Origin of the sequence: Halorubrum sp. Ea8 (assembly GCF_002252925.1) — an archaeon.
Classification (GTDB): Archaea; Halobacteriota; Halobacteria; order Halobacteriales; family Haloferacaceae; genus Halorubrum.
In genome coordinates this window covers 13,695-38,851 of record NZ_NHPF01000076.1, presented here as the reverse complement: position 1 = coordinate 38,851, position 25,157 = coordinate 13,695, and the positions used below count along the sequence as shown (strand labels likewise).

At 68.5% G+C, this 25,157-nt stretch carries 33 protein-coding genes; 16 read left to right on the top strand and 17 right to left on the bottom strand.

What is annotated here, in order from left to right; translation table 11 throughout:
• Window positions 1–64: 64 nt before the first annotated feature.
• From DJ74_RS08010 to DJ74_RS19125, 3 genes are all read right to left on the bottom strand, one after another.
• Complete coding sequence (locus tag DJ74_RS08010; protein WP_094526924.1) at window positions 65–1,075, bottom strand: site-specific integrase; 1,011 nt, start codon at window positions 1,073–1,075, stop codon at window positions 65–67.
• 307 nt (window positions 1,076–1,382) lie between these two features.
• Window positions 1,383–1,712, bottom strand: a complete 330-nt coding sequence (locus tag DJ74_RS08005) for a hypothetical protein (protein ID WP_094525187.1) — start codon at window positions 1,710–1,712, stop codon at window positions 1,383–1,385.
• 70 nt (window positions 1,713–1,782) lie between these two features.
• Complete coding sequence (locus tag DJ74_RS19125; protein ID WP_176451324.1) at window positions 1,783–1,923, bottom strand: hypothetical protein; 141 nt, start codon at window positions 1,921–1,923, stop codon at window positions 1,783–1,785.
• A gap of 134 nt (window positions 1,924–2,057) precedes the next feature.
• Between DJ74_RS19125 and DJ74_RS08000 the strand changes: the two genes are divergently transcribed.
• The 5 genes from DJ74_RS08000 (at window position 2,058) to DJ74_RS07980 (ending at window position 6,145) form a co-directional block, all read left to right on the top strand.
• A complete protein-coding gene (locus DJ74_RS08000; protein ID WP_094526902.1) occupies window positions 2,058–2,333 on the top strand; it encodes a DUF433 domain-containing protein in 276 nt (91 codons plus the stop codon).
• Complete coding sequence (locus DJ74_RS07995; RefSeq protein WP_094526901.1) at window positions 2,330–2,698, top strand: DUF5615 family PIN-like protein; 369 nt, start codon at window positions 2,330–2,332, stop codon at window positions 2,696–2,698. The genes DJ74_RS08000 and DJ74_RS07995 overlap by 4 nt, the downstream gene beginning before the upstream one ends.
• Before the next feature lie 302 nt (window positions 2,699–3,000).
• Entirely contained in the window at window positions 3,001–3,699 is a 699-nt protein-coding gene (locus DJ74_RS07990) for a hypothetical protein (RefSeq protein ID WP_094526900.1), read from the top strand.
• Window positions 3,699–3,962 carry a hypothetical protein gene (locus tag DJ74_RS07985; protein WP_094526899.1) on the top strand — a complete coding sequence of 88 codons (264 nt, stop codon included), beginning with the start codon at window positions 3,699–3,701 and terminating at the stop codon, window positions 3,960–3,962. Before DJ74_RS07990 ends, DJ74_RS07985 begins: the two co-directional genes overlap by 1 nt.
• Entirely contained in the window at window positions 3,959–6,145 is a 2,187-nt protein-coding gene (locus DJ74_RS07980) for a type B DNA-directed DNA polymerase (RefSeq protein WP_094526898.1), read from the top strand. Before DJ74_RS07985 ends, DJ74_RS07980 begins: the two co-directional genes overlap by 4 nt.
• A 104-nt stretch (window positions 6,146–6,249) precedes the next feature.
• Here DJ74_RS07980 and DJ74_RS07975 read toward each other — a convergent pair whose 3' ends face one another.
• Window positions 6,250–7,035, bottom strand: a complete 786-nt coding sequence (locus tag DJ74_RS07975) for a TSUP family transporter (RefSeq protein WP_094525181.1) — start codon at window positions 7,033–7,035, stop codon at window positions 6,250–6,252.
• A 175-nt stretch (window positions 7,036–7,210) separates the two neighbouring features.
• Here DJ74_RS07975 and DJ74_RS07970 point away from each other — a divergent pair, with 175 nt between their 5' ends.
• Entirely contained in the window at window positions 7,211–7,726 is a 516-nt protein-coding gene (locus DJ74_RS07970; protein WP_094525180.1) for a redoxin domain-containing protein, read from the top strand.
• Window positions 7,727–7,777: 51 nt separating this feature from the next.
• On the opposite strand, the gene DJ74_RS07965 is transcribed toward DJ74_RS07970, so the two are convergent.
• The 3 genes from DJ74_RS07965 to DJ74_RS07955 form a co-directional block, all read right to left on the bottom strand.
• A complete protein-coding gene (locus tag DJ74_RS07965) occupies window positions 7,778–7,966 on the bottom strand; it encodes a hypothetical protein (RefSeq protein WP_094525179.1) in 189 nt (62 codons plus the stop codon).
• A 145-nt stretch (window positions 7,967–8,111) separates the two neighbouring features.
• Window positions 8,112–8,246 (bottom strand): hypothetical protein, encoded by a 135-nt coding sequence (locus DJ74_RS19615; RefSeq protein WP_254922152.1) that lies wholly within the window; start codon window positions 8,244–8,246, stop codon window positions 8,112–8,114.
• A 142-nt stretch (window positions 8,247–8,388) separates the two neighbouring features.
• Window positions 8,389–8,910, bottom strand: coding sequence for an Lrp/AsnC family transcriptional regulator (locus DJ74_RS07955; RefSeq protein ID WP_094525178.1), 522 nt, complete (start codon window positions 8,908–8,910; stop codon window positions 8,389–8,391).
• Between the two features lie 340 nt (window positions 8,911–9,250).
• Here DJ74_RS07955 and DJ74_RS07950 point away from each other — a divergent pair, with 340 nt between their 5' ends.
• The 6 genes from DJ74_RS07950 to DJ74_RS07925 are packed head-to-tail and all read left to right on the top strand — an operon-like array spanning window position 9,251 to window position 15,834.
• Window positions 9,251–10,435, top strand: coding sequence for a substrate-binding domain-containing protein (locus DJ74_RS07950; RefSeq protein ID WP_176451323.1), 1,185 nt, complete (start codon window positions 9,251–9,253; stop codon window positions 10,433–10,435).
• Between the two features lie 51 nt (window positions 10,436–10,486).
• Complete coding sequence (gene pstC, locus DJ74_RS07945) at window positions 10,487–11,614, top strand: phosphate ABC transporter permease subunit PstC (protein WP_094526897.1); 1,128 nt, start codon at window positions 10,487–10,489, stop codon at window positions 11,612–11,614.
• Entirely contained in the window at window positions 11,611–13,179 is a 1,569-nt protein-coding gene (gene pstA / locus DJ74_RS07940; protein WP_094526896.1) for a phosphate ABC transporter permease PstA, read from the top strand. Before pstC ends, pstA begins: the two co-directional genes overlap by 4 nt.
• The gene (gene pstB, locus DJ74_RS07935; protein ID WP_094526895.1) at window positions 13,176–14,117 is read left to right on the top strand and encodes a phosphate ABC transporter ATP-binding protein PstB; all 942 of its coding nucleotides are present in this window, start codon (window positions 13,176–13,178) and stop codon (window positions 14,115–14,117) included. Before pstA ends, pstB begins: the two co-directional genes overlap by 4 nt.
• Window positions 14,118–14,122: 5 nt before the next feature.
• A complete protein-coding gene (gene phoU / locus DJ74_RS07930; protein WP_094526922.1) occupies window positions 14,123–14,791 on the top strand; it encodes a phosphate signaling complex protein PhoU in 669 nt (222 codons plus the stop codon).
• A 2-nt stretch (window positions 14,792–14,793) separates the two neighbouring features.
• A complete protein-coding gene (locus tag DJ74_RS07925) occupies window positions 14,794–15,834 on the top strand; it encodes an AbrB/MazE/SpoVT family DNA-binding domain-containing protein (RefSeq protein WP_094526894.1) in 1,041 nt (346 codons plus the stop codon).
• A 118-nt stretch (window positions 15,835–15,952) separates the two neighbouring features.
• Here the strand turns inward: DJ74_RS07925 and DJ74_RS07920 are convergent, their stop codons facing one another.
• From DJ74_RS07920 to DJ74_RS07880, 9 genes are all read right to left on the bottom strand, one after another.
• On the bottom strand, window positions 15,953–16,906 hold the full coding sequence (locus DJ74_RS07920; RefSeq protein ID WP_094526921.1) for a halo transducer protein: 954 nt from the start codon (window positions 16,904–16,906) through the stop codon (window positions 15,953–15,955).
• Between the two features lie 5 nt (window positions 16,907–16,911).
• Window positions 16,912–17,295 (bottom strand): low molecular weight phosphatase family protein, encoded by a 384-nt coding sequence (locus DJ74_RS07915; protein WP_249269148.1) that lies wholly within the window; start codon window positions 17,293–17,295, stop codon window positions 16,912–16,914.
• 270 nt (window positions 17,296–17,565) lie between these two features.
• Window positions 17,566–17,805, bottom strand: a complete 240-nt coding sequence (gvpM, locus tag DJ74_RS07910) for a gas vesicle protein GvpM (protein ID WP_094526892.1) — start codon at window positions 17,803–17,805, stop codon at window positions 17,566–17,568.
• Window positions 17,786–18,607, bottom strand: coding sequence for a gas vesicle protein GvpL (gene gvpL, locus DJ74_RS07905; protein WP_094526891.1), 822 nt, complete (start codon window positions 18,605–18,607; stop codon window positions 17,786–17,788). The genes gvpM and gvpL overlap by 20 nt, the downstream gene beginning before the upstream one ends.
• Window positions 18,600–18,926 carry a gas vesicle protein GvpK gene (gene gvpK, locus DJ74_RS07900; protein ID WP_094525169.1) on the bottom strand — a complete coding sequence of 109 codons (327 nt, stop codon included), beginning with the start codon at window positions 18,924–18,926 and terminating at the stop codon, window positions 18,600–18,602. The genes gvpL and gvpK overlap by 8 nt, the downstream gene beginning before the upstream one ends.
• Complete coding sequence (gene gvpJ / locus DJ74_RS20010; protein WP_394338305.1) at window positions 18,923–19,408, bottom strand: gas vesicle protein; 486 nt, start codon at window positions 19,406–19,408, stop codon at window positions 18,923–18,925. The genes gvpK and gvpJ overlap by 4 nt, the downstream gene beginning before the upstream one ends.
• On the bottom strand, window positions 19,401–20,336 hold the full coding sequence (locus DJ74_RS19120) for a hypothetical protein (protein WP_176451322.1): 936 nt from the start codon (window positions 20,334–20,336) through the stop codon (window positions 19,401–19,403). Before DJ74_RS19120 ends, gvpJ begins: the two co-directional genes overlap by 8 nt.
• A complete protein-coding gene (gene gvpG, locus DJ74_RS07885; RefSeq protein WP_094525168.1) occupies window positions 20,333–20,584 on the bottom strand; it encodes a gas vesicle protein GvpG in 252 nt (83 codons plus the stop codon). The genes DJ74_RS19120 and gvpG overlap by 4 nt, the downstream gene beginning before the upstream one ends.
• 1 nt (window position 20,585) lies before the next feature.
• Window positions 20,586–21,212 (bottom strand): GvpL/GvpF family gas vesicle protein, encoded by a 627-nt coding sequence (locus tag DJ74_RS07880; RefSeq protein ID WP_094525167.1) that lies wholly within the window; start codon window positions 21,210–21,212, stop codon window positions 20,586–20,588.
• A 150-nt stretch (window positions 21,213–21,362) separates the two neighbouring features.
• On the opposite strand from DJ74_RS07880, the gene gvpA reads away from it, so the two are divergent.
• The 4 genes from gvpA (at window position 21,363) to DJ74_RS07860 (ending at window position 23,986) form a co-directional block, all read left to right on the top strand.
• Window positions 21,363–21,674, top strand: coding sequence for a gas vesicle protein GvpA (gene gvpA, locus DJ74_RS20005; RefSeq protein ID WP_094525166.1), 312 nt, complete (start codon window positions 21,363–21,365; stop codon window positions 21,672–21,674).
• 43 nt (window positions 21,675–21,717) lie between these two features.
• Window positions 21,718–22,287, top strand: a complete 570-nt coding sequence (gene gvpO / locus DJ74_RS07870; protein WP_094526890.1) for a gas vesicle protein GvpO — start codon at window positions 21,718–21,720, stop codon at window positions 22,285–22,287.
• Between the two features lie 199 nt (window positions 22,288–22,486).
• Window positions 22,487–23,170 carry a haloacid dehalogenase type II gene (locus DJ74_RS07865; RefSeq protein WP_094526889.1) on the top strand — a complete coding sequence of 228 codons (684 nt, stop codon included), beginning with the start codon at window positions 22,487–22,489 and terminating at the stop codon, window positions 23,168–23,170.
• Window positions 23,171–23,176: 6 nt separating this feature from the next.
• Complete coding sequence (locus tag DJ74_RS07860) at window positions 23,177–23,986, top strand: SDR family NAD(P)-dependent oxidoreductase (protein WP_094526888.1); 810 nt, start codon at window positions 23,177–23,179, stop codon at window positions 23,984–23,986.
• A 49-nt stretch (window positions 23,987–24,035) separates the two neighbouring features.
• On the opposite strand, the gene DJ74_RS07855 is transcribed toward DJ74_RS07860, so the two are convergent.
• Window positions 24,036–25,118, bottom strand: a complete 1,083-nt coding sequence (locus DJ74_RS07855; RefSeq protein WP_094526887.1) for a CNNM domain-containing protein — start codon at window positions 25,116–25,118, stop codon at window positions 24,036–24,038.
• Window positions 25,119–25,157 lie beyond the last annotated feature (39 nt).

The following is a 25,157-nucleotide window of genomic DNA, read 5'->3' as shown; positions in this document are numbered from 1 at the left end:
TAAATACGGTAGCTCGGTTTATAATAGATAGCGTTGTGAGAGTCAGCAGCGGCCGGGAGTGGCTCTAGATGTCGTCGAGGTATCCCCTCCGTTGTTCCATCTTCTCTTTTTGCGAGCGCTGGTCGTAGTGCTGGTCGATGACGTCAGGCGTCACGTCCGCCCGATCGCCGACCACCGTCTCGGGCACGTCACTCTGTAGGTAGTGCGTGATCGCGCCACGACGGAACGGATGCGGACTAACGCTAGACGGACACTTCGATGCTGCGCGACTCATCGTGACCTCACAATCGGCCGGTTCACGGTCGTGTGGACACGCTTGGCCGTACTCGCACGGACGGGACATTCGGTAGCATTTCATCCGAAAGCTAGACTTTGAAATCCGGCCGCCGCTCGTCGTAAGAAGCGAGTTCCGGCCGTGGTCATCCGTGACGTCAGGCCGCCGCTCCCGGATCCAGTCGTCGAGGACGAGACAGACCTCGTTCGAGACGACGATGATCCGCTCGCCTTCCCGCTTGTTCTTGAGTGGCGTGTCGGTATCGGGTCGATGTCGAAGCCGGAGCGACTGCTCTTCCGGGTCGTAGTCTTCGACGTCGAGCGCTCGCACCGAGCCCATCCGAAGCATCGTGTGCCACAGGAGCGTCGCAGTCACGTGGTGGATCGAGGCGTACTCGTATCGCTCGAGGTACGCGAGCATCGTCTCGGCGTCGTCGGTCTCAAGCATCACGTCGCGACTGTTCTCTCGGGGCGTGATATCGGGCGAGCGGACCTTCTTGTGGAGGTCCTGTTCGACGGCGTCTATTGACTCTAGCCACTTCACGAAGACGCGTAGCGTGTCCATCTGCGTCTTCTCGCTCACCTTCGTGAGGTCGCCGACGTTGCGCCGCCAGAGCCGGAACTCCTGAAGCCGCCGGCCGGTCAGCTCGTTCAGGTTCTCGATGTCGTGTTCCGCACACCATCGGAGCAGGAAGCTCAGGCGTGACTTGTGAGAGGCCACCGTTGCGTCCGCAACCGAGGTTTCTTTCTCCGCGATGTACAGCTCGAATGCCGTTTCGGGGTCGATTGGTTCGAGTTTTATGGTTCGTTCGGTCTCGAACCACACGAAGGCGCGGCCTTCGACACCCGTTCAGCGAATCACCAACGTTTCCGCGTTGGGGTCGCTATCCCGTCGCGCCCGTATCGTTCTAATCGCATGACTGCGTCGGGGTAGACGCCGTAATAGCGCGAGGCGCGTTCTTTCGTTCAACAGGTGGTCGTCCACTGGTGTATCGGTGGGGTTCACATACATCCAAACTGAACTCAGTAGAGAAAGTCAATCGTTGATTGACTTATTAAATGGAGCAGCGGATACCCCAGGAGACTCAGCGTACCCTCGTGGACAGCTGCTACTCGCCGACGCTGTTGAGCGCGCTGTTCAGCTCGAAGAGTTCTCGGACGACATCGCTGTCCGCGACCCGGTACCGACGCGGTGACGTGTTCGGAACTTCCTCGATGAGTTCCACCTCAATCAGGAGGTCGGTGTAGTTACCGACGGTCTGACGCGTGACGCCGGCGTGTTCTGCGAGTTGGGTCTTGTTGAACTCGCGGTTCGGCGGGAGATCGAGCAGCGCGTCTACGAGAATCGGGATCGCATCGTGCTGCGTGAGGTACAGCCACCCGCTCGGGTGCTCCTTCCGGAGTTCCTTCTTTGCTCCGCGGTCATCTGCGTGCTCCATACTACTCGTGTAGAGGGAGTCCGTCTGTGTGTATAATTACTTCTACTAGCGTTAACGGCCGGTAACGGTGTTATTCGTCTTCGATGACGTCGTAGGTGTCCGGATTCGAACCCTGATCGTCCGCCGCGACCCGCCGAACCAATTCCCGGCGGATATCTTCCATCACACCGTCAAGCGGGGAAGTCGTTTCTGTCTCTTCCTCGGTGGCCACATCTGAACGGACGCTTCGAGCGCTGTTATCCGTTCGGGTCCGACGAATCGCCGGGCGATAGACGATTGTCGGTATTCGGAGTCGCTGAGGGCATCTGCCGAAAGAATATAACCGAGGGTACCGTACCGGCAGACATGGTTATTGTCAGCGACGACGACGTTCTCGGCGGCGAACCCCGAATTGACGGGACGAGAGTCGGTGTTCGCCACGTCGCTGCTCGGATGATCGACGGCGGTCAGTCACCCGCTCACGTCGCAGACCAGTTCGACCTCTCACTTTCCGATGTCTACGAGGCGCTCTCGTACTACTACGCGCACATCGAGGAAATGCGCGAGCTTGAACGAGAGAACGAAGCGGCGTTCGATCGCGTTCGGGAGTCGTCGCTGAAGCCGAAAGAAACAGTTCAGTGACGACCGCTCGAATCCTTCTTGACGAACACGTCGGTCGCGTCTTCGAGCGACTGCTTCGGGAACGCGGACACGAGGTCGAACAGGCGAAAGATCGGTTCGGCGAATACACGACTGACGACGCATTGCTGCAGTGGTGTGCGGACAACGGTGTCGTTCTCGTGACGAACAACGCCAGCGACTTCGAACCGCTGCACCGGGAACACGACCACGCAGGGATACTGCTCTACTACGAGCAGGCCCTTCCAGACACTGATCCCGAGGGGCTGGCCAGAACTGTTGACGAGGTCTTCAACCAGTACGGAACGGACGGCGTCACGAACGAACTGGTCGATCTCGGCGAGTGGTACGAGTGGCTTCACGCGTAGCGCTTAGTCCGACCGCCGAGATGCCGATCTCAACCCCCTGAATTCAGCCGCCTCACGACTGAAAGGTCTAGTCGTTCGACAGTCGAAGTAGCGCCCGTCGCGCCCGTCACGTTTTTTATCGGAGCAAACGTGACGGCGGCCGGGTGTATATAAACTGAACCCCCAGTGGCGGGTTTGAGTTCGTCACGCGACGTGAGGGATCGTCGCCTTCGCGCGGTTCAGGAGTTGCGGTGAGCGCCACTTCCACTTTCACCGTCCGTCCATGGCTCACCCCTTTTAGACGCCTCGTCGTCTCCACCACTATGCACACCCGTTCCCGACGACCGACCGCCGACCTCCCGGAACTCGCACCCGAGGTCACGCTCGTCGACGTCGACGACGAGCTCGGTGTCACGCCCGTCCAGGCGCTTCTCCTCGACCGAGTGCTCGGCGGCGACGACCCGGCGTTCTGGGTCGACGGCGCGAACAGCGCGAACACCACGCGCCTCCGCGAGCTCGCACCGGCCGATCGCGTGCTCGACCGCATCGAGGTGGCACGCGGGTTCACGGCCCATCAGCACACCGCTCTCCTCGACCGGCTGGCCGGTCGGCTGGCCGCCCGAGAGACGCCGTCGGTCGTCGTCGCGACCGGACTCGACGGGATGTATCGCGCCGCCGACGTCGACGGCGAACTCGCGGAGCGGATGTTCGTCCGTGCGGTCGCGTCGGTCGCGCGCGTCGCTCGCGTCCACGACGTACCGGTCGTCGTGACGCGGCGTCGCGAGGACGACTTCTCGCGGCCGCTACGCCGCGCCGCGGCGACGTGCCTCCAGTGCCGAGCGACGCCGTTCGGGCCCCGCTTCGAGGACGCGGAGGGCGACGCTGAGACGCTCGTGTACCACACGGACGACGGGTGGCTCCAGACGACGCTCACCTACTGGCGGGAGGTCCTCGAACACCGCGCCCGGATGCACGAGGCGTCGGCGCTCGAACGCACGCCGGTCACATCTGGACTCCGGTAATGGGTCGGACGAATCCGACGTACCGAGACCGGTTAGGCGCGATCGAAGACGAGTGGGGGGCGTTCCGGCGGGCGCTCCGGCGAGCGGATCAGCACCGATTCGACGACCTGTTCGTGTACGCCCGCGATCACGCCGACGCCGCGGGGACTCTCAACCACCCGGATCCGCTGGCACCCGTCTGGATGGCGATCCTACTTGAACAGGAACGGCGGATCGACGAGCTCGAGACGCGGGTCGAAGCGCTCACCGACGGGGAAGCGTGACCCTCACGGTGGATTTCCTCGGTGACGGTCGCGTCGCCGAGTGGACGCTCGCGTCGGACGGTGTCGCTCGCCGCGTCCGCGAGAGCTACCGGCCGACGCTCTTCGTCGGCGACTCGGCGGACGACCTCTACGGGCGACGGGGCGGCTCCGATCCGACGCCGCCCGCTCGCGACGGGCTCTCGCACGTGCTGAGCGAACTCCGGTCGTTTCTCGCCGGACAGGAGGCGGTCGCCGGGCTCGGCGTCGAGGAACACCGCCAGACGTTTCGGACGACAGCCCGCCCGCTCCTCCGCATCGACGCGACGTCGATCGAGGCGGTCCGAACGGTCGCGAAACGGGTCCGCCGGTTCGACCGTCCGGACGCGTACACCTGCTACAACGTCGACCTCACGCGACAGCTGCGATACTGCCTCGAAACGGACACGCCGGCTGGCCCCGACCGATCGGTTCGCGACCTCCGGACGGTACGCCTGGATTTCCCCGGCCACGAATCGGGCGTCGAGTCGCTGCCGCGGCTCTCCGTCGGCGGTGACCGAATCGATTCGTCACCGCGAGGGGTCGTGGAAGGCGTTCGGGCGGCGCTCGATGAGCGCGACCCCGATGTGCTAGTCGTGTCGACGGCCGACCTCGTTCCGTTGCTGTTCGAGGCGGCCGACGCGTACGACGTCGACCTCGAACTCGGACGGAGACCGGGGTACACGAAACTCGCCGGCGAGTCGACGTACACGTCCTACGGGAACGTGGGGCACTCGCCGGCGCGGTACGCGGTCCCCGGACGCGTCATCGTCGACGAGTCCAACTCGTTCTTCTATCACGAGTCGGGGCTCGAGGGGTGTCTCGACCTCGTCAAGCGCTCCGGGTTGCCCTTACAAGAGCTCGGGTGGGCCTCCATCGGACGCGTGTTGACGGCGATGCAGATCCGGGAGGCCCGGAACCGTGACGTGCTCGTTCCGTGGCGGGCGTGGCGGCCGGAACTGTTCAAACCGGCGTCGACGCTCGATGACGCCGACCGCGGTGGAACGACGTTCGCTCCTGATACCGGTGTCCACGAGAACGTTCACGAACTCGACTTCGCGTCGCTGTATCCCAACATCATCCGGACGCGCAACATCTCGCCCGAGACCGTTCGGTGCGGGTGCTGTGACACCGACGATGTGCCGGGACTGGGCTACGCGATCTGCGAGCGCGACGGTTACCTCCCTGACGTGCTCGGGCCGCTGATCGACGCTCGGCTCGCGATCAAGGCGCAGATTCCCGACGCCGACGACGACGAGCGCGAGCGGCTGGAAGCCGCCTCGTCGGCAATCAAGTGGATCCTCGTGTCTTGCTTCGGGTATCAGGGATTCAGCAACGCCAAGTTCGGGCGCATCGAGTGTCACGAAGCGATCAACGCGTACGCTCGCGAGCTCCTCCTCGACGCGAAGGCCGCCCTGGAGGATGCCGGATGGCGCGTCGTCCACGGAATCGTCGACTCCGTCTGGGTGACGCCCGCCGAGGGTCGCGAACAGCGTCCGCTGACGGCGGTCGCCGACGAGATAAGCCGGGACGCCGGCATCGAACTGGAGTACGAGTGCGCGTTCGACTGGGTGGCGTTCTGCCCGATGCGAAGCTCGGAGTCGGGAGCGCTGACCCGGTACTTCGGGAAGCGACGGGGCGAGGAGTACCCCGAGACGGGGCTCGGTGACGCGGTCAAGACCCGCGGCATCGAGGGGCGACAGCGCTCGACGCCGGAGTGGGTCGAGGGCGTGCAAGCCGAGGCGCTCCGCGCGTTCGACGAGACGCGGTCGCCGGAGGCGGTGTGTGACGTGCTTCGGCGCCGGCTTCGTGAGCTCCGTGACGGCGCGGTCGATCCCACCGGGCTCGTCGTCGACAACCGCGTGTCGAGGGACGTCGACGACTACTCGGCGGAGACGCTCACCGTGGCCGCCCTGAAACGGGCACGGATCGAGGGGGCCGGGGTGGCACCGGGACAGACCGTGCGATACGTCGTCGTCGACGCGAACGCGCGCGGCGCTGCGCGCGTCCGCCTGGAGTTCGAGGAGGTCGACCGATACGATACCGAGTGGTACGAGGACGCCGCCGTGCGCGCCGTGGAGAGCGTGCTCGCTCCGGTAGGGTGGCGCGACGGAGCGATCAGGCGGTACCTCGCCGGAACGAGGGACGAGACGCTAGCGGGATACTGAGGTCGCGGTCCGGTTGAGACCCCGCTTGTCAGACGATCTCCGTCCGAGTCAGTCGATTGCGGCGCACGGAGAGTGCGGCGTGGGGCGGAGATCGGGACCGCCGCTCAAGCGATTCCGGCGCCGCCGAGGATCAGCCGGACGCCGATGACCGTCAACAGCCCGAGGACGGTCCCGCGTCGGAGCCGCTCGCTCACGCGCTCGCGGAGGCGCTTTCCGACCGCGACGCCGGCGACGGCGGGGACCGCGGCGGCGACCGACGCGAGGGCGAGCCCGAGGTCCGGGTAGAGTCCGAGCGCGCCCGCCGCGACGACGCGCAGGCCGTTGATCCCGACGAACACGAGCGCGACGACGCCGACGAACAGCCCGTGCGAGAGGTCGAAGCTCCGCACGAACGCGACGAGCTGCACCCCCACGTTCGTCGCGCCGAACAGGACGCCGGAGACGGCGCCGACGGCGCCCATGACGAGCGGCGTGTCGGCGACCGCCCGGTCGCTGACGACGGGCGGGGGAGGCAACGGGACGGCGCGCTGGGCGCTCGCCACGAACGCGAGCGAGACGAGTCCGAGCAGCGCGCGCACCGGCGCCTCGGGGAGCCGATCGAGCAGGGCCATCCCGAGGATCGTGCCGACCAGCGCGGCGACGAGCAGCGGTGCGAACCGAGTTCCGCACGTGCGGAGCTCCTCGCGGGTGAGGTCGCCGACCAGCGCGACGTTCACGGCGAACATCGGGAGGATCATGAACGCGACGGCGGTCGCGGGGTCGAGCGTCGTGGCCAGTACCATCGTCCCGACGACGGCGAAGCCGAACCCCGCGACCCCGTTGACGGCGCCCGCGACCGCGACGACGAGGGCTATCGCCGCCGCCAGTTCGACGGAGAGCGCGAGGGTCATACGTTCGAGACGTGATCCCTATTTATAAACGACCGTTGCCTGTGCGGCGGCGGGGCACGGGCGCGCGAAGCCGAGTTTCCGGAGCATCCGCCTTGGGCTCGGCCGCGTAACGGTGTGTGCGATCACACCGCACGATCGGCCGAGGCTCATACCGCTCGGCCGTCGTGTTTCACGCATGCTTCAGACCGGACAGACGGCGCCGACGTTCGAGCTCCCCGGGGCGGGGGGCGGGCGGATCGACACGCACGGGCTGGCCGAGTACGTCGACAGCGGGTGGGCGGTCGTGGTGGTGTTCTACCCGTTCGACTTCCACCCGGTGTGTACCAGCCAGATGTGTACGCTGCGGGACAGCGAGGCGCTGTCCCTCCTGGAGAACACCGTGGTGCTCGGGATCTCCACCGACGGCGTCTACAGCCACCGCGCGTTCGCGGAGGAACACCGGATCGACTTCCCGCTGCTCTCGGACAGCGACGGTCGCGTCGCCGAGGCGTACGGCGTGCGCGCCGACGAGATGGACGACCACCGCGGGGTCGCGCGGTCGGCCCTCTTCGTGGTCGACCCCGACCGCACCGTCCGGTACGCGTGGCGGAGCGAGGAGCCGGCCGACGAGCCGGACCTTACGGCCGTCGAACACGCCGCGCGGTGTCACGGCGACGAGTGCGACCTGCCGGACGGGAAGTCGTACCTGTGAGCGCCGGCGGCGACGCGCCCCGCTCTTCCCCCACGCCGTCGCGCGATACCGCTACTCCGACGGCCGAGAGACGCCGAGCGGCTTCCGGCAGTTCTTACAGAGGAACAGGTCGTGGTTCTCGTAGAGTTGGAACGACCCGTCGTCCGCCGGTTCGAGTTCCGTCACCTCGCCCTCCGTTTCGAGGTCGTCGGTCGAATCGATGCTCGCCTCGCACTCCGGGCATTCAAGTGTGTCAGACATACGCAAGCATACAATTTATTAACAGATAAACATAGTCGGGCAGTGCGGCGGCGATACACACGCGGCCCCGGGACGGGGTATCGGGGCGTCAGAGACGGCGTATCGGGGGGACAAAAACGGCGGACCGGGATATCGCGGCGCCCCGCTAGTCGAAAACGAGCGAGTCGCGGTGGTGGTCGACGGCCCGGTCGATCCACTCGTCGACCGGTTCGCTCGGCTCGTCGAGGAACTCGAAGGGGTCGCCGGTTCCGCACCCGTCGAGGTCGACCGTCCGATCCAAGGCGCCTTCGAAGACGCCGAGCGACGGGGCTGTCCGGTACCCGTGGGTCGTCGAGGCCGACGACGGCGTTAGGACCCCTATGCGGGCGCCCGTTCGAAGAGCGACCCTCACTCGTCGCCCGCTGCGGGCGCGGCGGGGCCGATCACTCGACGTCGCCGTCCGCCTCCTCGAGCCCGTGCGAGCGGAGGAGGGTCTCCTCGCCGTAGTCGCGTAACATCCCGACGCTCTCGTCGGCTTTGATCGAAGTGATCACGAACTTCGAGCTCGTCCGTTGGATACCGTCTACGGCCTCGAACTCCTCGACGAGGGTTTCGACCATGTCGCGGGACGGGAGCCGCGAGACGACGATGAAGTCGGTGTCGCCCATCATGAAGTAGACCTCGTTCACGCCTTCGATATCGGCCAACTCCCGCCCGACCTTCTCCTGGTACCCCTCTCCGAACTCGGCGAGAACCTCGGTGATGACCGTGAGACCCAGTCCGGCCTTCTCGAAGTCGATCTCGAACAGATCGTTTTTGATCACCCCTCGTTCCTTCATGTTCTTGATCCGATAATGAACGGTCGACTTCGGGATACCCGTCTCCTCTTGGATGCGTTCGGGGCTGGTGGAGTCGTTCTCGGCGATCGAGCGCAGGATGCGAACGTCCCGGGCGTCGAGGCTCATCTGTCCCGCACCTCTGAGCGGGTCCGACCGCGCGCCGACCGAGTGTCAGTCATACTCGTACCGTGTCGGTAGCTGAGTAAATAGACTTGCCTCCGCGGACCCGCTCGGGAGTCGAGGATTCGGTCCGGAGCTCCGGTGGTATCCGGACGTCCTCGCGACGGTACGGACGGCCGGAGGCGTCGGTTCGTCCCCCGCTCGCCGCGGCCCCTCGTTCTTGCTATATATCGATCAGTATCAGTAATAATCGATATAATACGATACCGGTCGCACGATACCGGAAAGTATCGGTATAGTAACCTATTATAAACCTGTTTAACGGATCCACGCCTGCGTTCGCCTGATGTCACGTGATTCGGGGCGTCAAGGGGACGCGGTATCACGCCGAAAATACCTGCTCACGTCGGCCGCTATCGGGGCGGCCGGCCTCGCGGGGTGCAGCGGCAACAGCGACGACGGCAGCGACGGCGGCGACGGGGGCGACGGGGGGAGCGGGAGCGAGAGCGATGACAGCGGCAACACGATGGAATCCGGGTCGTCCGGACCGGCGACGGTGACGGCCGAGGGGTCGTCGACGGTGTACCCCATCTCGAACAAGGGCAGCTCCTACTGGAACTCGAACTCGCCGGCGAGCGACGGCGAGTACTGGGGATCCAACGACGAGTCGTCGGTCGCCGGGTGGGACCAGATCGAGACCGATCAGAACATCGCCGACTACTTCGCCGGTCTCTACGGCTTCGAGCCGACCGGCGAGCGGTCGAACCCGCCGTTCGCGACCCGCGTCGCGCTGAGCCACTCGGGAACCGGCTGCGAGGCGGTCCGGGACGGCCTCGTCGACATCGGGAACTCCTCCGGGCCGATCACGGCCGAGCTCGACATCAGCGAGGAGCAGCGCGACGAGAACTACGTCGACCACGTCGTCGGCCGCGACGGACAGCCGGTGTTCGTCAGTCAGGCGATCTACGACGCCGGCGTCGAACAGCTCACCGGCGAGCAGATCCGCGGCATCTACCAGGGCGACGTCACCAACTGGAGCGAGGTCGGCGGCCCCGACAAAGAGATCTACGTGGTCGGCCGCGCCGAGGGCTCCGGAACCGACACGTCGTTCCGCCTGAACATGCTCGGTGACGCCGACGCCCCGATGGACGTCGACACCCGTCTCGGCCAGAACCAACAGGTCCAACAGGTCCTCCAAGACAACGACAACGCCATCGGCTACATGGCGCTGGCGTTCTCCGGATCGGGGATCCAGGCGATCGCGATCGACTTCGAGGGCACCGTTTACCGCCCGGACCCCGACGCCGAGAACACCATCTTCGACTCGGAGTACCCGCTGAACCGGGACCTGCACATGTACACGCGGATCACGGAGGAGACGCCCGAGGGCACGGACATGCGCGAGGCCGCGTTCCTCAACATGTTCCTGACCGAATTCGGCCAGAAGACGTTCGTCGAGGACGTCAACTACATCACGCTGCCCACGTCCGACATCGAGGCCGAGCGCGAGAAGCTCCCCGAGCAGGCCTGAGCCCGGCTCCTCGGTCCCGCGGACACCCGTCTCGCGGTCCGACCTCATTATATGTCACTCACTACCTCCCGAACCGATTGGCGCGCTGGCATCGAGCGACGGCTGACCAGAACGCGGGAGTTCGTCGACGACGCGGACCCGGAGGCGCTGGCGGTGGTCATCGCCTCGATGGGGTCGCTCTTGACCGCCTTCGTCGGGTTCCTGTTGGCGTCGCCGTGGACGGCCGTCCCGCTCGGAGCGTTCCTGATCGCCACCGGCTACGGCTGGGTACGCCATCAGGCGCTCGTCGCCCGCGCGGTCACCTTCGCGATGACGACGGTGACGCTCGTCACGCTCGGGCTCATCGTCGTGTTCATCTTCGCCGAATCGATCCCGGCGTTCCGGTACGAGGCGGCGAGCGTCTTCGGCGTCTCCGTTCCGGGACTCGGGATGTTCGCGCAGACCCGCTGGGACGCCGTCTCGGATCCCGTCCGGTACTCGCTGCTGCCGATGATCCACGGAACGGTGATGGTGACCGCCATCGCGACGCTGGTGGCGGGGCCGCTCGGCGTCGCCGCGGCGCTGTTCATCGCCGAGATCGCGCCGCCGCGGGTCCGCGAGCTCGTGAAGCCGGGGATCGAGATACTGGCGGGGATCCCCTCGATCGTGTACGGCTTCATCGGGTTCACCGTCATCAACCCGTGGGCGAGCGACGCGTTCGCCCTCAACGGCGGCTCGACGTACCTGTTCGTCGGGATGGTCGTCGGGCTGATGGCGCTGCCGACGGTCGTCTCCGTGGCCGAGGACGCGCTGACGAGCGTGCCGGACGTGATGAAGAACGGGTCGCTCGCGCTCGGGGCGACCGACTGGCAGTCGATGACCTCGATCACGCTGCCCGCGGCCTTCTCCGGCGTCTCGGCGGCCGTGCTCCTCGGGGTCGGGCGGGCGATCGGCGAGACGATGGCCGCGACGGTGATGCTGGCCGGAATTCCGCGGATCAGCGACCCGCTCGTGAACGTCTTCTACGGCTACGAGACGCTCACGTCTCTCATCGCGCGGGGGTACGGCAGCGCGAACGGGGTTCACGAGAGCGCGCTGTTCGCCGCCGGCGTCGTCCTCTTCGTCACCGTGTTGTGTCTGAGCCTCGGCTCGCAGTACATCGAGGCGCGGATGCGTCGCCGCCTGGGGGGCGCCGAATGAGCCGCGCCACGCAGACCGCGCTCGTCCGGGACGACCGCACGACGTACGAGGCGGCCGCCGGGGCCGCGGTCGGGCTCTCCGGCGTCGCCTTCGTGGTCGGCCTGGCGGCGCTGGTAGGCGCCGTCGAGATCGGCGACCCCGTCGCCGGCGTCGAGCTGTCGGTGGCGTTGGGTGCGGTGCTGCTCGCGTTGGGACTGGCGGTCGGCGGCTTCGGCGTCGCCTCGCGGCTGGGGTTCGTCGACGCGGCCCCCCAGCCCAGCGCGGGGGTCGTCGCCGCGGTCGCGTTCACCGCGATCTGGTTCGCGGCGGGGGTGACGGCGGCCGGAGCGGCCGGGATCGGGACGGTCGGCCGGCTCGGCGTCGGGACGGTCCTCGGCGGGGCCGCGTTCGCGGTGACCGCGCTCCCGCGCGAAGACGTCGGATCGACGGTGCCGGCGGGGGCGGTCGCCGTTCTCTGCGGGCTGGCGCTCCTCACCGGCGTCGTCGGTCCCGGCTGGGAGCGGGCGCTCGCCGGATACAACGCGACGCTGTTCGGCGACACCGTCGTTCCCGCCGTCGTGCTGTTCGCCTCGCTGGCGACCGGCTGGAGCGCCGCGAAGGCGTACGGGGGGTTCGGCGCTCGCGGGCGGAACGTCGGCGCGTACGTGCTCATCTACCTCGTCGTCGGCTCGATACTGGCGGTGCTCGTCGGGCTCGTCGCCTTCGTCACGGCGAAGGGACTCCCCGGGCTGTTGAACGGGGTCGGCGTCGGCGGGGAGACCCTCGTCCGGTGGCCGTTCCTGACCAACGGCGCCGGGCTGTTGGCCGACGTCGCGGGGGTGTTCCCCGCCCTCGTGGGGACGGTGTGGCTGGTCATCGGCGCCGTCCTCTTCGCCGTGCCGACCGGCGTCGGCGCCGCCGTGTTCCTCAGCGAGTACGCCGAACAGGGCCGGTTCACCGGCGCCGTCGAGGTGGCGACCAACGGCCTCTGGAGCACGCCGAGCATCGTGTTCGGCCTGTTCGGCGCCGCGTTCCTGATCCCCAGATTCGGCAATCAGAAGTCGCTGATCGCCGGCATGCTGACGCTCGGGTTCATGCTGTTGCCGCTGGTGCTGATCACGAGCCGGGAGGCGATACTCGCGGTGCCCGACGAGTACCGCGACGCCAGCGCGGCGCTCGGCGTCTCTAAGTGGCAGACGATCCGCAGCGTCGTCCTCCCCGCGGCGATCCCGGGCGTCACGACCGGCGTCATCCTCGGTGTCGGACGGATCGCCGGCGAGACCGCCCCGATCCTGCTGACCATGGGCGGCGGCGTCCTCCCGGCGAAGTCGGCCGCTCCGAACGTGTTGAGCGGCTTCCGACTGAGCGCGTCGCCGCCGTTCGTCAGCAACCCCGCGCTGTTGGAGGCGACGAGCGCGCTGCCGTACCAGCTGTACGCGCTCATCACCGCGGGACTGAGCGGGAACATCCGGAACCCGCAGGAGTACGCGTGGGGACTGGCGCTGACGCTGCTGCTCGTCGTGTTGGCCTTCTACGCGGTCGGTATCGCGACGCGCTACTACTTCAGACGGAAACTCCACCAATGAGTCAGACAGAGAACGCAGACGCCGAAGACGCCACGGACGCCACAGCGGTCACGGCGAATCGCACCGACGGCCGGCGGGCCTCCACGACCGCCGGCGAGACCGTCGAGGAGACGCGGCCGGAGTGGACGAGCTACGAGGCGAGCGGCGAGACGAAGGTCGCCGTCGAGGACCTCGACGTCCACTACGGCGACGACCACGCGCTGAAGGGCGTCTCGATGGACATTCCCGAAGAGAGCGTGACGGCGCTCATCGGTCCGTCCGGCTGCGGGAAGTCGACGTACCTCCGGTGTCTCAACCGGATGAACGACCGCATCCGCGCCGCCAGCGTCGACGGGACGGTCGAGCTCGACGGCGAGGACGTCTACCAAGACGGCGTCGACCTCGTCGAGCTTCGAAAGCGGGTCGGGATGGTGTTCCAGAGCCCCAACCCCTTCCCCAAATCGATCCGCGAGAACGTCTCCTACGGACCGCGGAAACACGGCGACATCGAGACGGGCCTCCTCGCGCGGTTGACCGGCCGCGCGGAGCCCGAACGCGAGGCACGGCTCGTCGAGCGATCGCTCGAGCGGGCCGCGCTGTGGGAGGAGGTGAACGACCGGTTGGACGACAACGCGCTCGGACTGTCCGGCGGCCAGCAACAGCGGCTCTGTATCGCCCGGTGTCTCGCCGTGGACCCGGAAGTCATCCTCATGGACGAGCCGGCGTCGGCGCTCGACCCGATCGCCACGGCGAAGATCGAGGACCTCATCGAGGACCTCGCGCAGGACTACACGGTCGTCGTCGTCACCCACAGCATGCAGCAGGCGGCCCGCGTCTCCGACCAGACCGCGGTCTTCCTGACCGGCGGCGAACTCGTCGAGTACGACGACACGGAGAAGATCTTCGAGAATCCCGAGAGCCAGCGCGTCGAGGATTACGTTAGCGGGAAGTTCGGGTGATCGCCGTGTCCCGCGAAGCGTACCGCGAGTCGCTGGACGAGTTGCGGGCCGACGTAGAGTCGATGGCGGACGGCGTGCTGTGGCAGCTCCGGCGAGCACTCGACGCGCTCGAAGGCGGCGACCGCGGGCTGGCCCGCGAGGTGATCGAGGGCGACGAACGCGTCAACCGGCAGTACCTCGACCTCGAGGGCGACTGCGTCGAGCTGATCGCGCTCCAGCAGCCCGTCGCCGCGGACCTCCGCTTCGTGGTCGCGTCGTTCAAGATACTCACGGATCTGGAGCGGGTCGGTGACCTCGCGACGAACCTCGCCCGGTACGCCCTCGCCGGGAGCGCGGACGTCGTCTCCGACGTCCGGGTCGGGGGGATCGGCGAGACCGTCACCGGTCAGCTCCGGGCGGCCGTCGACGCGTACGTCGACGCCGATTCCGAGGCGTGTCGAGCGATCGCCGACCGCGACGACGCGCTCGACGCGGCGTGTCAGAACGCCAGCGACGCGGTCGTTCGCGAGCTGATCGCCAGTGATCCCGATCGCTGGGAGATCGAGCGGCTGCTCGACGACGTGTCGCGGCTGCTGCTCACGATACGCGACCTGGAACGAATCGGCGATCACGCCGTCAACGTCGCCGCGCGCACGCTGTACATGAACGACGGTGACCTCGAACTAGTCTACTGACCATGGAGACCAGAAAGCTGCAGGAGGTCGGCGGCGGCACGTTCACCGTCTCGATTCCGAAGGGGTGGGCGAAGAGCCACGGCTTCGAGGTGGGGATGGAACTGCGGCTGTACACCCACCGTGACGGCTCGATCCTCGTCCGGTCCTCGGCCGCCGACGTCGACCGCCTCGGCGAGGCGACGATCGACATCGGCGACGACGCCGACACCGACGCCGGCGGCGGTCCCGAGGCCGTTCGACGCGCGGTTCGGACGGCTCACGCGGTCGGCTTCGAGACGATAACGCTGCGTCGGGCGGAGGCGTTCTCCGACGCGGAGCGCAGCGCCGCGCGGTCCGCGGTTCGCGGGTTGGTCGGGACGAACGTGCTCAGCGAGTCGGACTCGGAGATCACGATCAGACACCTCTTGGACACCGCCTCCGTCTCGGTCCGTCAGTCGGTCGTACAGCTCCGATACGCGGTCGTCTCGCTCCTCCGCGACGCGACCGAGGCCTTCGTTGACGCCGCGGACGCGCGGTCGAGGATCCGCGACCGCGCCGACGAGGCGCGCCGCTCCGCGGAGATGGTCACGCGGCACTTCTCTCGGTCACTGGTGTCACACGCCGAGCTCGACGCGCTCGGTGTCTCCCGGCCCGACCTGTTCGCCTACTACGCGGCCGCTCGCCGTCTCGAGGCAGTCGCCGACCAGGCCGTCCGGATAGCGGGGATCGGCGAGAAGCTGTCTGAGCCGCTCGCCGACGAGGCGGCCGCGGACGTGCGCCCCGTGGCCGACGGCGTCGCCCTCGCCGTCGACGACGCGGTGACGGCCGTCCTCGACGGCGACGGAGCGGCGGCCCGGCGGGCGAGGGAGCGGTGCGACGACGCCGCGGCGGGCATCGAGTCGATCGACGGGCGGCTGTACGGCGGCGCGGTCCCGGGGCCGGTCTCCGCGGCGGTCGCGCTGTCGGACGCGCTCGCGCGTCTAGAACGGGCGGCCGACTGCGCTCGGTCGGTGACGGAGACCGCCGCCGCCGCCGCGATCCGCGACGAGAACACGCGGAACTGACCGCTCGGACGGCGCGGTCGTCCGGCGTAGGACAGAGCGGCCGGCCCGACGCGGGCGGCGGGCGCGGCGTCGACGCTCGACGCTTCTCCGGCATCCACGCGACTGCCGGGAGACGCGCTTATCCGTCGATCGCGGGGCGATACTCCTCGACGAGGGCCTCGACCTCGGCCCACGGGACCGGCGGCTCCATCGAGTCGAGCGCCTCGTCGAGCGCGGCCAGTCGGTCGCCGAACCGCGCGGTCCACTCGGGCTCGGCGCGCGCGGCGAGCCGCTCGCCGGCGGTCTCGTGACGGGCGCGGACCTCGTCGAGTCGCGGCCCGATCCCCGACGGCGGGGGGTCGCCCTCGCGCTCGGCCCACGTTCGGAGCGCCGCCAGCTCGGCCCGGACGTCCGCGATCAGCAGCGACGCGACGCGGTGTCGAACCGTCGCCGCGGCCCATCTGGCCGCCGCGCCGCGCTCGCTCCCGGCGGCCTCCCCGTCGGCGGCGAGCGATTCGACGGCGGCGTCGAGCTCGTCCACCGACGCCGCGAGCGCGTCGACGTCGGCGTCGAGTTCCTCGACGCGCCGGTCGGAGTCGGCGAGCCATCCCTCGAAGGAATCGATCTCGAACTGGAGGTCGTCGGCGGCGCGCTGGACCTCGGTCGCGGCGGTCGTCACCCGCTTGACCCGTCGCGCGATCTCGTAGAGATCGCCGTCTCCCTTCATGTCGAGCACCTCCTGAACGGCGTCACCGAGGTCGTCCGCGCGGCTCTCGACGTCGGCGAGACGCGCGTCGAAGTCGTCGAGGCGCCCGGACACGGGAGCCAGGTCCGCGACCGGAGCGGCCGCCTCCCGCGCGCCGTCCAGCTTCCCGGCCGCGAGCTCCGTCCGCGTCTCGGCGGTCGTCACCACGAGCGACGCGTTCGCGACCGCGTCGTCGACGGCCGCCCGGCGGACGACCCCGTCCCGGGCGACGATCGCGAGCGTCTCTCGCGTCTCGCCGGCGCCTCCACCGTCGTCGACGACGGCCGCCGCTCGTTCGACGGACGCGCCGTCGAGATCCGCCGGCTCGCCGTCGGGCGTCTCAGTCATCCGCGTCACCCCGCGGACGGCGTCTCCGACAGCAGTTCGTCGAACAGCGCGTCGACCCGCTCGGCGATCTCGTCGCGGATCTCGCGCACCTCCGCGAGCGGGCGACCGTGCGGGTCGTCGAGCCCCCAATCGCGGTTCTCGCCGTTCCACGCCGCCGGGCAGACGTTCGACGCCGAACAGCCCATCGTGACGACCAGGTCAACCGCCCGCAGCTCGTCCGGCGTTACCTCCCGCGGCGTCCGGTCGCCGAGCTCGACGTCCAGTTCGCGCATCGCCTCGACGACGACGTCGTGGACGCGATCGGCGGGGCGCGTCCCGCCGGTGACTATCTCGATCCGATCGGTCGCCTCGCGGCGGTCGCGCTCGCGACGGGCGAACGCGGCCGCCATCTGGCTCCGTCCCGCGTTTCGGACACAGACGAACGCGATCCGGTGGTCCGGTCGATCGCTGTGATGGCTCACGACACGGTATGCGCGGGGCATCAGTAAAATCGTTACTCGGGACCGATACGGAGGGCTATAGAGCGATATAGCGATCCGTGAGCGTCGGAACCCTCCTTCAGGGTCGTCACGTTCCGGACCGTCGCGACGGCGTCTCAGGCACCGGATCGACAGAGGCGTCGTCGAGGCGGTCCGGGGGAGGCCCGGGGACGCGGCGCGCTACTCGATCCGCTCGCCGGCCGCCTCGCGATTCCCGAGTCGGTGCGCCTCGTCCCACTCCTCGAAGACGCCGTGCTCGGTCATCGTCTTCATTCCGGCGAGCGCCGCTCGGAGTTTGAGTCCGACGAGCGGGACGTCGGCGACGGTGATGACGACGTCCGCCTCGACGACCGCTCCCGTCCGGAGAACGGCGTCGACGAGGTCGACGAGGGCGTCGTCGTCAGACTTCGTCGGACGCATCCGTCCCTCCGTCGAGTTCGGGCGTGAACGTGTACGGCGGCCACGGACCGGTGAACCGCACCTCGATACCGGGGTCGGCCGCGACGTCATCGAGCAGTAGTCCGACGGCCTCCCGTTCGTCGTCGGTCGCGAGGACGGCGAAGCGAGCGAGGACGTCGACGTTCTCGTCGGCATCGCCGATGTCCAACCCCGCTCTCGAACGGTCGCCGAGGTCGACGAGCTCCGTCGCCTCGCCCCCGAGACGATCGGCGAGATCGGCCGCCTCCGCGCGACGCTGTTCGTCGAGCAGTCGGTCGAGGCGGGTCTCGTACCGCTTAGTGAGCAGAAACCGCGTGCCCTCGTCGGCCTCGTTTCGGCGCTCGGCGAGGGCGCGGAGGTCCGCGTCGGTCGCCTCGAGCTCGTCGCGGGCGGCGTCCTCGTCCCAGACGACCTCGACGCGGTACTCCCACCGCTCGGCGAGCGCGTCGAGGTGGTCGGTCAACCGTTCGGACTCCGCGTCGAGCCACGAGCGGACCGCGTCGTCATCGCCACGGATGACGGTGTCGAACTGGAACGGCAGCGGCGTCCCGAACGCCTCGCCCGCGTCGTCGACGACGGACTGGTGGGCGAGTATCCAGCGTCGAATCCGCGTCGCGGAGTCCGAGTCGTAGAGCGAACCGCAGTCGTGGACGACGGCGGTCAGTCCCGCCTCGCGGACGAGCCGAACCGGTTCGTCGTCCAGTCCGGTCGTCGACAGCGACTCGTCGCCGTCGGGAGCGACGCAGTAGAGATATCTCCCCTCGTCGAACGCGGTCTCAGTCACGGCTCGTCTCCCCCGGCACCGCGCCGCGTCGGTCGCGGTCCAGTCGGCGAACGGCGTCCGAGACCAGCGAGTCGAGGTCGCCGCGCAGCCGATCGACGTCGTCGCCGATCTCCGCCTCCGCTTTCAGTCGCTCCAGTTCGTCCTCCATCGCCGCGAGCTGACGGCCGAGCCGCTCGATCTCCTCGTCCGTGAGCGACTCCGACTCCATCCGGCGGACGGCCTCCCGCTCGAGCGCCTCGACCAGCAGCTCGACGACGGTGACGACGAGCGCCGTCAGCCCGTTCGTCGCCTCGTCGCCGTCGATATCTATCGTCGTCATCGGTCGTCGGTACCGTCGGCCTCGGTCGTTCGCTCGGCGGGCCGTCCGTCGCCGGTCGTCCCGTCGGGGTCGTCGCCGTCGTCAGTCGTTCCGTCGGGATCGTCGCCGTCGCCGGTCGTTCCGTCGGGGTCATCGCCGTCGCCGGTCGTCCCGTCGGGGTCATCGCCGTCGCCGGTCGTTCCTTCCTCGAGGTCGACCGTCTCGACGTCCGTCGACGCCCCTCGTTCGGGTGACGCCCCGAGTCCACGCCGCTGAGACGCCGCCTCGACGCGCTCCGTGTCCGTTCCCTCGGGGAACTCCAGTCCGTACTGGGAGGCCGTCTCGAACGAGGCGATCGCCGCTCGGAGCTCGATGCCGAGCAGTTCCGTCTCCCCGACGGAGACGGCGATATCGGCGTTGATGACGACGCCCTTGTCGAGGAGCATCTCCACGACGTCGGCGAGGTTATCCGTCTGCCGGGTCGGGGCCGTTCCGTCAGTCATCCTCGGTCCCCGTTCGCTCGCTCGCGCCTTCGAACCGCTGCCCGTAGATGCGGGGGCGATTCGGCGCGGTCGAGTAGCGCGTCTCCTCGGGCACCGTCGAGAAGCGGGTCGCGCCCCCGAGATCCGGCCGCGACGTCGCCATCGTCGAGACGGCGGTCGGGTTCCGCGAGTTCGGCCGACCGACGGGCTCGGTTCGGTCTCGGTTCGTTTCGACGACATCGCTGAGCCGCTCGCGGGCGTCGAGGATGCTCTCGCGGAACTCGGCGACCGAGTCGCTGATCGCCTTCTGGATGGCGGCCTGCTTCGACTCGTCGGTCTCCAGCAGTCCGAGTTCGGGCTTCGACGGCGCCGTCCCGTCGTCCGAGGCGTCGGCCGCGTCGGCGTCATCGCTCTCGTCGGCGCCGTCGAAGCCCGAGGCGCCGTCGAGGAGCCCGTCGTCCGTCTCGGCGTTTGCGCCCTCGGCGTCGTCGGCGAACAGGTCGGCGACGGCCGCGTCGAACTCGCGTTTGTTCCGCCAGAACTCCCGGACGTCGACCGCGCTCCAGAGGTCCGTGAGTTCGACGAGTTCGCCGAGATTCCGGAGTTCCACGGCGTCCTCCGGGTCGCCGCCGGCGACCGCCTCGGGGACGTCCCCCGCATCGACGGCGTCGGGGAGTTCACTCACGTCGACCGCGTCGGGGAGATCTCCGAAGTTGATCGTCTCCAACACGTCCTCGGCCTCGTCGGCGACGTCGCGGAACTCCTCGAAGATCTCCGCGGCGCGTTCGCGCTCCGCCGGGCCGTCGTCGAGACCGGCCAGTTCGCGCAGGCGGACCTCGACCTCCCGGACGAGTTCGCCCGCCTCCTCGACGGCGTCGGGCGTGTGCTCGACGGTGACGACATCGTCGATGCCGTCGCCATCGTCCGTCGTGCGGTCGCCGTCCGTCATCGTTTCACCTCGACCCTCCCCTGGAGGTTTTCGTGTGCGGCCTCGGCCACCGCCAGTCGCTCCTCCAGCTCGGCCCGTCGCTCTCGGTACTCCGCCTCGGAGCGCTCGCCGAGCTCGTGGAGCAGGCGGTTCTCCTTGAGCTCGTCGCGGATCGAATCGACGTCGTGTAGCTCCTCGATCGCCATCGAGTGGAGGGTGTTAAGCAGCGAGACGAACGGCCTGAAGAGGAGGTCGTCGACGAGAAACATCTCACTGCGCCGCCCCGACCTCGATGTCGACGAAGTTGTACGGTGCCCACGGACCGCTGTACCGGACGGTCACGCCGTCGTGATCGTCCCGAACGGCCTGGACGGTCTCCGAGAACGCCTCGCGGTTGTCGGAGGCGACGAGATACGCCCGATTCAGCGCGAGGCGGTCGCTGAAGAGGTCGTTCTCGACGTCGCGCTCGGCGGCGGCCGCGAGGCGGTCGGCGATGTTCTGCAGGGCTGCCTCCTCGACGACCTCGCCCTCGTCGACGACGACCTTGACGCCGAGCTCGACGGTCCCGTCGACGTCGAGCAACGCCTTCCGGAAGGCCCGGCGGCCGCTCCGGAGGACGTTCTTGAGCGCCCGTCCGCTCTTGAAGACCATCCCGAACCGCATCGGGACGGCGGTGCGGCCGTCGCCGAACGCCATGACTTCCCGGAGCACCTCGTCGTGCGCGCGGACGTTCTCGTCCGACCGCTCGGGGTCGAGCGTGTCGATGTCGCTGACGACGGCCGAGAGCGTCCGGTACCGGACCGTCCGAATCGGCGTCCCGCCGTCGACGCCGGTGACGTCCAGTTCGAACTCCTCGTCGTCGACGACGCCGTAGGTGTAGATGTGATTTCCGTTCATCAGAGTGCGATGTTAACACAGGCTCGCTCCCCCGAATCAATATTTATTACCTCCATTGAAACGAACGGCGGCGAGTAAGACGGGATTTATTTCGACCGAGATCGGCTAGCAGCCGCATAATAAATAACAAAGCGGGGGACCGGAGTTGCAATGCCCGCCTCAGCATCACCCGACTCATCGAGTCTCGCGGAGGTTCTCGACCGCATCCTGGATAAGGGAATCGTCATCGACGTCTGGGCGCGGATCTCGGTCGTCGGTATCGAGATCCTGACGATCGAAGCGCGCGTCGTCGCCGCGTCGATCGACACGTTCCTGACGTACGCCTCGGAGATGTCGAAGATAGAGCAGGCCACCCAGACGGGCGACTTGGACGACATCCGCGACCTCGAGATCGAAACGACCTCCGCCCGGGAACACGAGCAGGCGATGGAGAAGCGTCGAGCCGGCGTCGACGCCTCCTAGAAGTGGTGGCCGCTGAACACGTGCTCGACCGAGGGTTCCGCTCGTGACACCGGACACCGACGGGTCGGCAGACGTCGAGTCGATCGACGGGGTCGGACCGGAGACGGCCGAGAAGCTCCGGGACGAGGGAATCGAGACGGTCGCCGACCTCCACGGCGCAGAGCGGAGCGACCTGTACGACGTCGGCGGCGTCGGCGCGGCGACCGCGTCGGAACTCGTTTCGCTCGTCGGCGATGCGCCTGAAGACGAAGGGACGGTGTCCGACGAAACGAGCGGCGACGAGCCGGAGAACCGATCGCACGACGAGCCGGGGGAGACCGGCGTCGCGGACGACGAGGCGTCGCCGGAGACGGCGGGGCTCATGACGGTCCGGAACAAAGCGATCGACGTGGCCCCGGATCTCACCGGACGCGACCTCGACGGCATCATCGAGGTCACGAACAGCGGCGAGGGATGGGTCGCGGTCGTCGAGACGATCGAACGGAAGTCCGTTCCGGACACGCAAGACATCCTCGGCCGGTACGAGATCGAGTTCACCGACGACGGAACGGTCGCCGGCTACCGCCGCGTGAACCGTTACCGGCGGACGGAGTCGAACCCCGACGAGCTTTGACGACCGCCGCCTCCGGTTCGTCTTCGAGCGGTCATCGAGGCCCTCGAATCAGTGCGTTTCAGTCCCGGAAGACCGGTTCGTTCGATAGTCGAAGCGGTACCCGTCGCGTCGCCGCCCCGCGAGCCAGGTCACGGACGGGACGACGCCGAGCGCGTCGACCACCGGGAGTAATGACGCGAGCGACCGTAGGCCGACGCGAATGACGTTCGACCCAGACCGCGTCCGGACCGTGACCTTCGACTCGTACAGCACGCTCGTCGACGTGGAGGCCGCCGAGGCCGCGCTGGCCGAGCGCGTCGCCGACCCCGAGCCCGTGTCGCGGCTGTGGCGGTCTCGCTCGCTGGCGTACACGTTCGTCGCGAACGCGGTCGACGCTTACCAGCCGTTCTACGAGATGAACCGGGACGCGCTGACGTACGCCCTAGAGGCGCACGGCGTCGACCTCCCGGCCGCCGAGCGCGACGAGATCCTCGCGGTGTACCACGAGTTGGAGGTTTTCGACGACGTTCGGTCGGGGATCGAGCGCCTGCGCGACGGGGGGTACGAGCCGTACGTGCTCTCGAACGGGAACCCGGCGATGCTGGAGTCGATGGTCGAACACGCCGGGATCGAGGACCTCGTGGCGGACGCCATAAGCGCCGACGAGGTGGAGACGTTCAAGCCGGCCGCGGAGTTGTACCGCCACGGGGCCGCCCGGACCGGGACGCCGATCGACGAGATCGTCCACGTCACCGCGGGCTGGTTCGACGTCATGGGCGCCGCCAACGCGGGGATGCAGGCGGTTCGCCTCGACCGGAAGGGGACCCCTTGGGAGCCGTTCGACGGGGAGCCCGACGACACGGTCGAGTCGATCCACGAACTGGCGGACGCGCTGGAGGTCTGAGCCGCGATGTCCGACGGCCACGCGGAGGCGGGGGAACCGTTCGGTCCCCCGGTCGACGTGCTCCCGGACCTCTCCGGGAAGGTCGCCGTCGTCACGGGCGGCGGCCGCGGGATCGGGCGGGCGATCGCGCTCGGGCTGGCCGCCGCGGGGGCGACGGTCGTCCCCGCGGCGCGGACCGAGCGCGAGGTCGAGGCGGTCGCCGACGAGGCCCGCGATCTCGGCGTCGAGGCGCGCGGGATCGCGGCGGACGTGACGGACGACGCCGACGTCGACGCGCTCGTCGGGGAGACGGTCGACGCGTACGGCTCGCTGGACGTGCTCGTCAACAACGCGGGGTTCAACCCCGACGGCGCGCTCGGCGATCCCGCCGACGTCGACGCCGCCGCGGTCGACGACGTGCTCGACGTGAACCTGCGGGGCGCGTTCCGGACGCTCCGGGCGGCCGGCCCGCACCTGAGAGAGGCCGAGGGGTGCGTCGTCAACGTCGCCAGCGTCGCGGGCGAGGTCGGCCTGCCGCGGCAACACCCGTACGTCGCCTCAAAACACGGGCTCGTCGGGCTCACGAAGAGCGCGGCGATCGACTGGGCGCCGGACGTCCGGGTGAACGCGGTCGCGCCGGGCTACGTCGCGACCGACCTCACCGAGCCGCTCCGGGAGAACGAGCGGCTCCGGGAGTCGATCCTCGACCGGACCCCGATGGACCGGTTCGCAGACCCGATGGAGGTCGCCGGGCCCGTCGTCTTCCTCGCCAGCGACGCGGCGAGCTTCCTCACCGGCGAGACGCTCGCCGCCGACGGCGGCTGGACCGCGCGGTGAGGGGGGTCGGTCGAACGCGGCGTCGCGTCGTCGCCGGCCGAGCGGAGTCTCACGCCGACTGCGGCCGGCCGTCGAGCGCGACGTCGAGGGGGTCTTCGATCTCGCCGACGACCGCCTCCAGCGCGTCCGTCGCCGTGACCAGTCCGAGGACGCGCCCGTCGTCGACGACGAGCGCGAGCTCCTGTTTGGCGTCCTGAAACCGGTCGACGGCGTCGCTGATGTGCACCTCGGGCCCGAGCGTCATCGGCGGGGCGGCCAGGTCTTCGAACGCGGCCGCGCCGTCGCGGAGCGCGTCGACCCGCTCGACGACGGACGGGACGTAGACGATCCCGAGGAAGTCGTCCGGGTCGGCGATGTCGTCGTCGACCAGCGGGAACCGCGTGTGCGGGCTGCCGCCGATCCGGTCGATGTTCTCCGCCGCGCTCGCCGTCGTCGAGAGGAAGACGACCTCCTCGCGGGGCGTCATGACCTTGTCGACCGTTATCTCGCCGATCGTGAGGGCGTTGAGGACTTCCTCGCGTCGCTCGACGGTGAGGTCGCTTCGGGAGAGGAGCGAGCCGAGCCGGTTGCGAAGGTCCGCTCGCGACTCGACCCGGTCGGTCTCCGTCTCGAGCCACGCCCCCGTCATCTCGACGCCGAAGCGGCGAAGCGTCCACTTGGCGACCCCGTCGCCGATGACGATGACCGGGTACAGCAGCTTCGCGAACCAGTAGAGCGGCGTCGCGCCGTACCGGGCGACGAACTTCGTGCGCTCGACGCCGAGGTAGGTGGGCGTCTGCTCGCCGTGCGTGAGGTGGAGCAGGTTGATGATGATGAAGGCGACGAGCGCGCCGGCGCCGACCGACGCGAGCGCCGTGTTCGCGAACAGCGGATCGAGGAGCTCGCGGAGCGCCGGCTCCGCGATGATCCCGACCGCGATGCTCGTCGCCGAGATCCCCACCTGACAGCTCGTGAGGTAGATCTCCAGGTCCTGCGTCATCTCCCACGCCCGCCGGAGCCCGGGCGCGTCGAACTCCGACTCCGAGAACTGGCGGACGCGGGTCAGGGCGAACTCGATCGCGACGAAGAACCCGTTCGCCAGAATGAGCAGGGCCCCGGCCGTCAGGCGGACGGCGACCTCGATGCCGTTCATACGGAAGGGTGGTCGCGTGGGGCTCAAATAGATGGCCAC

What these genes read in the sequence shown, in the direction of transcription:
- DJ74_RS08005 (WP_094525187.1), bottom strand. Translation starts at nt 1,712, where the DNA reads ATGGAGCACGCAGATGACCGCGGAGCAAAGAAGGAACTCCGGAAGGAG.
- DJ74_RS08000 (WP_094526902.1), top strand. Translation starts at nt 2,058, where the DNA reads ATGGTTATTGTCAGCGACGACGACGTTCTCGGCGGCGAACCCCGAATT.
- DJ74_RS07990 (WP_094526900.1), top strand. Translation starts at nt 3,001, where the DNA reads ATGCACACCCGTTCCCGACGACCGACCGCCGACCTCCCGGAACTCGCA.
- DJ74_RS07985 (WP_094526899.1), top strand. Translation starts at nt 3,699, where the DNA reads ATGGGTCGGACGAATCCGACGTACCGAGACCGGTTAGGCGCGATCGAA.
- DJ74_RS07975 (WP_094525181.1), bottom strand. Translation starts at nt 7,035, where the DNA reads ATGACCCTCGCGCTCTCCGTCGAACTGGCGGCGGCGATAGCCCTCGTC.
- DJ74_RS07970 (WP_094525180.1), top strand. Translation starts at nt 7,211, where the DNA reads ATGCTTCAGACCGGACAGACGGCGCCGACGTTCGAGCTCCCCGGGGCG.
- DJ74_RS07965 (WP_094525179.1), bottom strand. Translation starts at nt 7,966, where the DNA reads ATGTCTGACACACTTGAATGCCCGGAGTGCGAGGCGAGCATCGATTCG.
- DJ74_RS07955 (WP_094525178.1), bottom strand. Translation starts at nt 8,910, where the DNA reads ATGAGCCTCGACGCCCGGGACGTTCGCATCCTGCGCTCGATCGCCGAG.
- DJ74_RS07950 (WP_176451323.1), top strand. Translation starts at nt 9,251, where the DNA reads ATGTCACGTGATTCGGGGCGTCAAGGGGACGCGGTATCACGCCGAAAA.
- pstC (WP_094526897.1), top strand. Translation starts at nt 10,487, where the DNA reads ATGTCACTCACTACCTCCCGAACCGATTGGCGCGCTGGCATCGAGCGA.
- pstA (WP_094526896.1), top strand. Translation starts at nt 11,611, where the DNA reads ATGAGCCGCGCCACGCAGACCGCGCTCGTCCGGGACGACCGCACGACG.
- pstB (WP_094526895.1), top strand. Translation starts at nt 13,176, where the DNA reads ATGAGTCAGACAGAGAACGCAGACGCCGAAGACGCCACGGACGCCACA.
- DJ74_RS07925 (WP_094526894.1), top strand. Translation starts at nt 14,794, where the DNA reads ATGGAGACCAGAAAGCTGCAGGAGGTCGGCGGCGGCACGTTCACCGTC.
- DJ74_RS07920 (WP_094526921.1), bottom strand. Translation starts at nt 16,906, where the DNA reads ATGACTGAGACGCCCGACGGCGAGCCGGCGGATCTCGACGGCGCGTCC.
- DJ74_RS07915 (WP_249269148.1), bottom strand. Translation starts at nt 17,295, where the DNA reads ATGGCGGCCGCGTTCGCCCGTCGCGAGCGCGACCGCCGCGAGGCGACC.
- gvpM (WP_094526892.1), bottom strand. Translation starts at nt 17,805, where the DNA reads ATGCGTCCGACGAAGTCTGACGACGACGCCCTCGTCGACCTCGTCGAC.
- gvpK (WP_094525169.1), bottom strand. Translation starts at nt 18,926, where the DNA reads ATGACGACGATAGATATCGACGGCGACGAGGCGACGAACGGGCTGACG.
- gvpJ (WP_394338305.1), bottom strand. Translation starts at nt 19,408, where the DNA reads ATGACTGACGGAACGGCCCCGACCCGGCAGACGGATAACCTCGCCGAC.
- DJ74_RS19120 (WP_176451322.1), bottom strand. Translation starts at nt 20,336, where the DNA reads ATGACGGACGGCGACCGCACGACGGACGATGGCGACGGCATCGACGAT.
- gvpG (WP_094525168.1), bottom strand. Translation starts at nt 20,584, where the DNA reads ATGTTTCTCGTCGACGACCTCCTCTTCAGGCCGTTCGTCTCGCTGCTT.
- DJ74_RS07880 (WP_094525167.1), bottom strand. Translation starts at nt 21,212, where the DNA reads ATGAACGGAAATCACATCTACACCTACGGCGTCGTCGACGACGAGGAG.
- gvpA (WP_094525166.1), top strand. Translation starts at nt 21,363, where the DNA reads ATGCCCGCCTCAGCATCACCCGACTCATCGAGTCTCGCGGAGGTTCTC.
- DJ74_RS07865 (WP_094526889.1), top strand. Translation starts at nt 22,487, where the DNA reads ATGACGTTCGACCCAGACCGCGTCCGGACCGTGACCTTCGACTCGTAC.
- DJ74_RS07860 (WP_094526888.1), top strand. Translation starts at nt 23,177, where the DNA reads ATGTCCGACGGCCACGCGGAGGCGGGGGAACCGTTCGGTCCCCCGGTC.
- DJ74_RS07855 (WP_094526887.1), bottom strand. Translation starts at nt 25,118, where the DNA reads ATGAACGGCATCGAGGTCGCCGTCCGCCTGACGGCCGGGGCCCTGCTC.